General features: G+C 71.4%; 8 protein-coding genes and 1 pseudogene. 4 read left to right on the forward strand and 5 right to left on the reverse strand.

What is annotated here, in order from left to right; translation table 11 throughout:
- A pseudogene (locus FHD67_RS20360) lies at positions 1 to 591 on the forward strand (hypothetical protein); the annotation flags it as partial.
- On the opposite strand, the gene FHD67_RS02850 reads toward FHD67_RS20360, so the two are convergent.
- Positions 588 to 1,064 carry a GNAT family N-acetyltransferase gene (locus FHD67_RS02850; protein WP_052714859.1) on the reverse strand — a complete coding sequence of 159 codons (477 nt, stop codon included), beginning with the start codon at positions 1,062 to 1,064 and terminating at the stop codon, positions 588 to 590. The pseudogene FHD67_RS20360 and the gene FHD67_RS02850 overlap by 4 nt on opposite strands.
- 70 nt (positions 1,065 to 1,134) lie before the next feature.
- On the opposite strand from FHD67_RS02850, the gene FHD67_RS02855 reads away from it, so the two are divergent.
- Both FHD67_RS02855 and FHD67_RS02860 read left to right on the forward strand, forming a co-directional pair.
- A complete protein-coding gene (locus tag FHD67_RS02855; protein WP_139597762.1) occupies positions 1,135 to 1,932 on the forward strand; it encodes an AzlC family ABC transporter permease in 798 nt (265 codons plus the stop codon).
- Positions 1,913 to 2,239, forward strand: coding sequence for an AzlD domain-containing protein (locus tag FHD67_RS02860; RefSeq protein WP_045983097.1), 327 nt, complete (start codon positions 1,913 to 1,915; stop codon positions 2,237 to 2,239). Before FHD67_RS02855 ends, FHD67_RS02860 begins: the two co-directional genes overlap by 20 nt.
- Here the strand turns inward: FHD67_RS02860 and FHD67_RS02865 are convergent.
- Genes FHD67_RS02865 through FHD67_RS02880 form a run of 4 tightly spaced genes read right to left on the reverse strand, consistent with a single transcriptional unit; the run spans position 2,227 to position 5,786 of the window.
- Positions 2,227 to 2,850, reverse strand: coding sequence for a hypothetical protein (locus tag FHD67_RS02865; protein ID WP_046000772.1), 624 nt, complete (start codon positions 2,848 to 2,850; stop codon positions 2,227 to 2,229). The two genes, FHD67_RS02860 and FHD67_RS02865, sit on opposite strands and share 13 nt — an antisense overlap.
- Positions 2,851 to 2,866: 16 nt before the next feature.
- Positions 2,867 to 3,019: an aa3-type cytochrome c oxidase subunit IV gene (locus tag FHD67_RS02870; protein WP_064503561.1), complete on the reverse strand. Its 153-nt coding sequence runs from the start codon at positions 3,017 to 3,019 to the stop codon at positions 2,867 to 2,869.
- 53 nt (positions 3,020 to 3,072) lie between these two features.
- Positions 3,073 to 4,092, reverse strand: a complete 1,020-nt coding sequence (locus FHD67_RS02875; protein WP_046000771.1) for an MBL fold metallo-hydrolase — start codon at positions 4,090 to 4,092, stop codon at positions 3,073 to 3,075.
- Positions 4,089 to 5,786 carry an acyl-CoA dehydrogenase family protein gene (locus tag FHD67_RS02880; RefSeq protein ID WP_139597763.1) on the reverse strand — a complete coding sequence of 566 codons (1,698 nt, stop codon included), beginning with the start codon at positions 5,784 to 5,786 and terminating at the stop codon, positions 4,089 to 4,091. Before FHD67_RS02880 ends, FHD67_RS02875 begins: the two co-directional genes overlap by 4 nt.
- Positions 5,787 to 5,897: 111 nt before the next feature.
- Here FHD67_RS02880 and FHD67_RS02885 point away from each other — a divergent pair, with 111 nt between their 5' ends.
- Positions 5,898 to 6,845, forward strand: a complete 948-nt coding sequence (locus FHD67_RS02885; protein ID WP_046000769.1) for an L-threonylcarbamoyladenylate synthase — start codon at positions 5,898 to 5,900, stop codon at positions 6,843 to 6,845.
- Positions 6,846 to 6,948: the final 103 nt, after the last annotated feature.

A 6,948-nucleotide genomic window follows, 5' to 3' on the forward strand; every position in this document is an offset into this window, starting at 1 on the left:
GCCGCAGCCCCCGCCGAACCGCAGCCGGCCGCCGCGCCGCGCGCCGCCGCCCCGCTGCCCAAGCCCCGCCAGAACGCCGATCAGCGCCAGGCCGCCCTGCGGTTCGAGGCCCAGGGCGCCCCTGTGGACGCCACGACCCTGATCCGGGCGCTGAACTTTCCCGACGGTCCCGACGATGTCGACGCGATCGACGCCCTGCGTCATGCGCTGAAGGATCCGGCCCATTCCAAGGTGCTGCGCGCCGCGCAGGATGTCGTGACGCTGATGGCGGGCCAGGATGTCTACATGGACGACCTGCCGCCGGAGATGGCCCGACCCGACGTCTGGCGCCGCTATGCCGCCGGTGAACGCGGCAGCGCCGTCGCGGCCCTGGGTGGCATCCGCCACCAGCCCGCGCTGGAGGTCGCCGCCACCATGCTGCGCGAGGACGAGATCTTTCGCGACACCGCGCATCACTTCCTGCGCCATTTCGACGGGCTGACGGCCCGGCTGGTACCGGAACTGGACGACCTGCAGATCGCCGTGCTGGCCGACAGCCGGTCGTCGCGCGCCTTCATGCTGCTGGGCCGCGTGTCGGGCGTCTTCGGCTAGACGCTCAGGTGCAGCAGATGAACCTGCCCCCACCAGGGCAGGCCATAGCGGCCCCGCCCCCGGTCCGAAAACCCCACCCTGTCGTAGAAGGCCAGCGCGCCCCGGTTGCGGGCGCGCACCTCGGCCCGCAGGCCGGGGCGGCCGTCGCGGGCGGCGACCAGCGCCCCCGCCTCGATCAACGCGCGCCCCGTGCCCTGCCGGGTGTCGGTGACGGCAAGCCCGTCGATGACCAGATCGCCCGTGGGCGGCGCCGCGCGGAACAGCCAGCCTGACAGCCCCGCGCCGCCCTGCGCGAACCCGCCGGCACCGTCGCGCAGACCCATCACCCCGCAGACCGCCCCGGATGCATCCACCGCCACCACGCCATGCCCGGCGCGGACCCGCGCAGGCCAGCGTCCGCGCCCGAAATGCGCGCGCCACAGTGCTGCCGCGGCGGGCAGCAGGCTGTCGGGGATCGGGTGCAGGATCTGCATCGGCTGGCCTTGTCTTGCCTTGCGTGTCGTGCAAGCAAGGTGCCGCGAAACGCAGGAAGACGAAAGCGCCATGTCCCCCGCCCCCGAACCCAGGCCCTCGGCCCGGCAAGCCGCCGCCGATCAGGCGGTAATCCGCGTATTGGCCCGGACGCCGGCCGCCGCGTTCCGCCACGGCATCGTCCAGTCGCTGCCTTTCCTGGTGGTGATCGTGCCCTTTGCGGTGCTGTTCGGCGTGGTCGCGACCGAGGCCGGGCTGAACCTGGCGCAGGTCATGGGGTTTTCGGTGCTGGTCCTGGCGGGCGCATCGCAGTTCACGGCGGTGCAGCTGCTGACCGACAATGCGCCGGCGCTGATCGTGATCCTGTCCGGGCTGGCGGTGAACCTGCGCATGGCGATGTATTCGGCGTCCCTGCTGCCGTGGCTGCGGGACGCGACGCCCGGCCACAAGGCCTGGGTCGCCTATGCGCTGATCGACCAAAGCTATGCGCTGTCGATCCAGCATTACGAACAGTATCCGCGCCTGACCATCGCGCAGCGGCTGGCCTATTTCGGCGGCACCGCGCTGGTTCTGTGCGTGCCGTGGATGATCGCCACCTGGGCGGGCGCCACCGTGGGCCAGGCCATCCCCGAGGGGATCGCGCTGGATTTCGCGATGCCCATCACCTTCCTGGCGATGATCGCGCCGATGCTGCGCACGCCTGCGCATCTGGCCGCCTGCTTTGTCGCGATCGTCGCGGCGCTGGCCCTGGCGGGGCTGCCGTCGGGGCTGGGCCTGCTGATCGCCGCGCCCCTGGGCATGGCCACCGGCGCCCTGGTCGAGATCCGCACCGAACGCAAGGAGGCACGCGATGCAGGCGTCAGCGACTGAGATCTGGGTCATCATCGCGGTGCTGGGCGTCGGCACCTACCTGATCCGCTGGTCGTTCCTGGGCGCGCTGGGCGACCGCGACCTGCCGAACTGGATGCTGCGGATGCTGCGCTATACCCCGGTGGCGGTGCTGCCCGCGCTGGTCGCGCCGCTGGTCGTCTGGCCCGCCGCGACCGGCGGCAATGCCGATCCGGCCCGCATGGCCGCCGCCGCCGCGACCGTGGCGGTGGGCGTGCTGACCCGCAACGTGATGCTGGCCATCCTGGCCGGGGGCATCACGCTGGCGGGCCTGCTTTACCTTCTGTAACCGCCGATCGTCCCGTCCTTCTGACGCAGCAGGACGTCGTGGTTGTTGGCCGGGTCGCCGTCATAATGACGCTTGGACACCACGCCCGGCTGGCGCAGGAACCATTCGCGCAGCTTCAGCGGAGAGAACCCCCGCGGCACCGTCTCGAACCCCGGCACGCCGGACAGGACGTTGCCCGATTCGATCGCGCAGAAGCTCTTGTTGGCGGAACCGTTGGCCTCGGCCCGGCGGATCGCCAGGTCGGCCACCTCGCGCGGGACCAGGATCGTGTCCTCGGCCACCCAATAGGTCTCGCGCGCGTGGTAATCGATGTAGAAGTTCTTGAAGTTGTCGGTGATGCCGTAAAGCACGTCGCGCCGTTCGGGAATGCGCGGATGGCTCCAGCTGCCGGCGGGATCATAGATCACGCGCTGACTGCCGTTGAACATCAGCGCCGAATGCCCCCCCTCGCCGCGCGGGATGCCGATCACCGTGAACAGCGTGATCGAGGTCGGCGTGGCGGACACATAGCGCGCGTCGCGCACGGCTTCGTCGCTGGCCCAGATGTTGTCGGCCCCGCAGGCGGTCAGCACGACCGGCAGCGTGGCCGCCAGGAAGACGCGTCGCTTCATGTCCCCGCCCGTCCGATCAGGCGTTCGTCAGGGCCATGAAGACCAGGACCGCCAGCGATCCGACGATGACCCAGGTGGATCCGCGGATGAAGCCCGCGAAGGTCTTCTTGTGGTCGGTCAGGTCCATCGTTCCCTGGGTCGCTTCGGGTTTGTTGTCGTAGTCGGCCATCACTGCCCCATCGGTTTGCGTTCATCCTGCGATAGCGGAAAGCGGCGCAGCTGTCACGCCCCCCACAGCACCGCACCCTGCGTTTCGCCCACCGGCCGGATGCGCCCGGCGCGGTGCAGGTGGTTCACATGGGCCACGGCCTCGACCATGGCCAGGCCGTACTCGGCCTCGCCGATGCGGCGGCGGAACAGGATGTCGAAACACCCGACCGCGGTGCGCGGGCCGTCCGCCAGGGCCTGCGCCAGCCGGTCCAGCCCGGCGCGGTGGTTTTGGATCAGCTGTTCCAGCCGGAAGGGCAGCCCGGTGAAGGGCAGCTTGTGTCCCGGAAGCACCAGCTGGTCGGGCCGCGCCAGCGCCGCCAGCCGGGTGCAGCTTTCCAGCCACTCGCCCACCGGGTCGGCCTCGGGCTCGGTCGGATAGACCCCCAGGTTCGGAGAGATCGACGGCAGCAGCTGGTCACCGCCGATGACCAGATCGCAGTCCTGCGACCACAGCGTCGCGTGGCAGGGCGCATGGCCATGCCCCATCGCCACCCGCCAGCGCCTTCCGCCGAAGGTCACCGTGTCGCCCTCGACCAGGCGGGTGAAGCCCAAAGGCAGCGGGTGGACCACGTCGGCAAAGTTGAAGGGCCGGTCGCTGGCGCGCCGGTCCAGCATCTCGGCCGCCATCCCGGCCCGTCGCCAAAACGCCAGCGCCTGCGGGCTGGCGCGGTCCTGCACGTCCAGGACCAGCATCCGCGCCATCAGCCATGCGGTGCGGCTGATCCACAGGTCGGCGCCCCGTTCCATGAACCAGCCGGCCAGCCCGATATGGTCGGGATGGTGATGCGTGCCGATCACCCGCACGACCGGCCGCCCCTGCAGCGGCCCGTCCAGCAGCACCTGCCAGATCTCGCGCGTGCGCGCCGTGTCGAAGCCGGTATCGACGACCGTCCAGCCGTCGGGATCGTCAAAGGCATAGACGTTGACGTGGTCAAGCTTCATCGGCAGCGGCAGGCGCATCCACAAGACGCCCGGGGCGACGGTGATGGCCTGCCCCTCGGCGGGCGGGATGTCGTGCGGCGTGCGGATCACGCCGCGAAGTCGCCCGCCAGCGCGGCATCGCTCAGCGCGGTCAGGTCGCCCTGGCCCGCCTGCGCCTCGGCCAGATCGCCGGTGAACCGCGGCAGGACGCGCGCCATGAAGACCCGCGCCAGCGCCAGATGCGCCGGTCCGCCCTTCAGCGCCGCGCGCAGGTGGTAATGCCCGCCCAGCACCCGCGCAAAGGCGGTCAGATAGGCGACCGCGCCCGCGAAACGGTCGGCCATGTCACGCTCCAGCAGGGCCTGGGTCGCCTCGCGCAGGGTCTCGGCGGCCTGCCACAGCTGGTGGGCCAGCTCGGGATGCGCGGACTGCGCGGCCTTGGCCCCGTCCAGCACCTCGTCCAGCAGGCGCATCGCGGCCTCGCCGCCGTCCGACAGCTTGCGTCCGACCAGATCCATCGCCTGGATGCCGTTCGTGCCCTCGTAGATCGAGGTGATGCGCACGTCGCGCAGATACTGCGCGGCGCCCGTCTCCTCGACATAGCCCATGCCGCCATGCACCTGCACGCCCATGTCGGCCACCCGGATGCCCACGTCGGTGCCATAGGCCTTGGCGATCGGCGTCAGGAAGGCCGCGCGGGCGGCCTGATCGGCATCCCCCGTGGCGCGGTCCATGTCGATGGCGGTGGCGCAGGCCAGGCCGATGGCGCGGGCGGCGAACACCTCGACCTGCGCGGTGGCCAGCATCCGGCGCACATCGGGATGGCCGATGATCGGCCCCATCTGGTTGCGGTCCACCGCATAGGCCACGGCCTTCTGCAGCGCGGCCTCGGCCACGCCCACGCCCTGCATGCCGACGCCAAGGCGGGCCACGTTCATCATCGTGAACATCGCCGCCATGCCCTTGTTCTCCTCGCCGACCAGCCAGCCGGTGGCGCCGTCATAGGACATGACGCAGGTCGGGCTGCCGTGGATGCCCAGCTTGTGCTCCAGGCTGACCACCTTGAGACTGTTGGCGACGCCCGGGTCGCCCTGCTCGTCGGGGATCAGCTTGGGGACCATGAACAGGCTGATGCCGCGCGTCCCCTTGGGCGCGCCCGGCAGACGCGCCAGCACCAGGTGGCAGACGTTCGACGTGACGTCGCTGTCGCCCCAGGTGATGTAGATCTTCTGCCCGCTGATCCGATAGGTGCCGTCGGCCGCCGGTTCCGCCCGGGTGGTCAGCGCGCCCACGTCGCTGCCCGCGCCCGGTTCGGTCAGGTTCATCGTGCCCGACCATTCGCCGCTGATCAGCTTGGGCAGATAGCGCGCCTTCAGATCGTCGCTGGCGTGATGCTCCAGCGCCTCGATCTGGCCCTGGGTCAGCAGCGGGTTCAGCTGCAGGGACAGGCAGGCGCCCGACATCATCTCGGCCACGGCCATGTTCAGGGCCTGCGGCAGGCCCATGCCGCCGTATTCCGGATCGGCCGACACGCCGACCCAGCCCCCCTCCGCAATCGCCCGGAACCCGTCGGCAAAGCCGGGCGAGGATCGCACCACGCCGTTCTCCAGCCGCGCGGGGGTCTGGTCGCTGCCCCGGTTCAGGGGCGCCAGAACGTTCTGGGCCAGCTTGCCGGCCTCGGACAGAATGGCGGTCGCGGTCTCGGCCGTGGCCTCGGCAAAGCGGTCGGTCCGGGCCAGGTCGGCAAAGGGGACGACATGGGTCAGGATGAAGTCGATCTGGGCTGTCGGGGCCTTGTAGGTCATCGGGTTCTCCTCCTGGCGCCTTGGCATCGGGCCGCGGCGCGTCTATCAACGGGCGCTGGCGGCATCTTGTGCCGCCGTCCTTTCAGGCTCAACCGAAACCCCGCGTCACGAATGCAGACCCTGCGACTGATCCCCGACCGTGCCGGCCTGGCCCAGGCCGCCCGCCTGCTGGCCCAGGGCCGCTGCGTGGCGATCCCGACCGAGACGGTCTACGGCCTGGCTGCCGACGCGCGCGACGGGGCGGCGGTGGCCGGCATCTACCAGGCCAAGGGGCGGCCCAGCTTCAACCCGCTGATCGTGCATGTGGCGGACCTGTCCGCGGCGCAGGCCGTCGCCGACCTGCCGCCGCAGGCGCTGACCCTGGCGCGGGCCTTCTGGCCGGGCGCGCTGACACTGGTGGTGCCGCTGCGCGCCGATGCGGGCATCGCGGGGCTGGTCACGGCGGGGCTGGACACGATCGGCATCCGCGTTCCTGCCCATCCCGTGGCGCAGGCGCTGCTGCGCGCATCCGGCGCGCCGCTGGCCGCACCGTCGGCGAATGCCTCGGGGCGGATCAGCCCGACCACCGCAGATCATGTGCTGCACCCGGACGGGGGCCTCGACGGGCGCATCGCCGCGGTACTGGATGGCGGTGCCTGCCCTGTCGGCGTGGAATCGACGATCATCGGCTGGCAGGACGGTCGCCCGACGCTGCTGCGTCCCGGCGGCATCCCGGCCGAGGCGATCGCCGCGGCCCTGGGCGAACCACTGGCCGCGCATCATGCAGACCCTTCGGCCCCGAACGCACCCGGACAGCTGTCCAGCCATTACGCGCCGCAATCGGCGCTGCGCCTGAACGCAGTCCCCGCCCCCGGAGAGACGCATCTGTCCTTCGGCGCCCCCGGACCGTTCAGCCTGTCGGAGACGGGCGACCTGACCCAGGCCGCCGCGCGCCTCTTCGACCTGCTGCGCCGTGCCGATGCCCTGGGGCGCCCGATCTCGGTCGCGCCGATCCCGGACCACGGGCTGGGCCAGGCGATCAACGACCGCCTGCGCCGCGCCGCCGCCCCCCGCCCCTGATTTCTCCTTTGTCGGAAATACCCCAGGGGGAGTCCGCAGGACGGGGGGCAGCGCCCCCCCCCCCCCCCCCCCCCCCCCCCCCCCCCCCCCCCCCCCCCCCCCC

It is taken from the genome of Paracoccus haeundaensis, from assembly GCF_006239215.1.
Lineage (GTDB): Bacteria > Pseudomonadota > Alphaproteobacteria > Rhodobacterales > Rhodobacteraceae > Paracoccus > Paracoccus marcusii.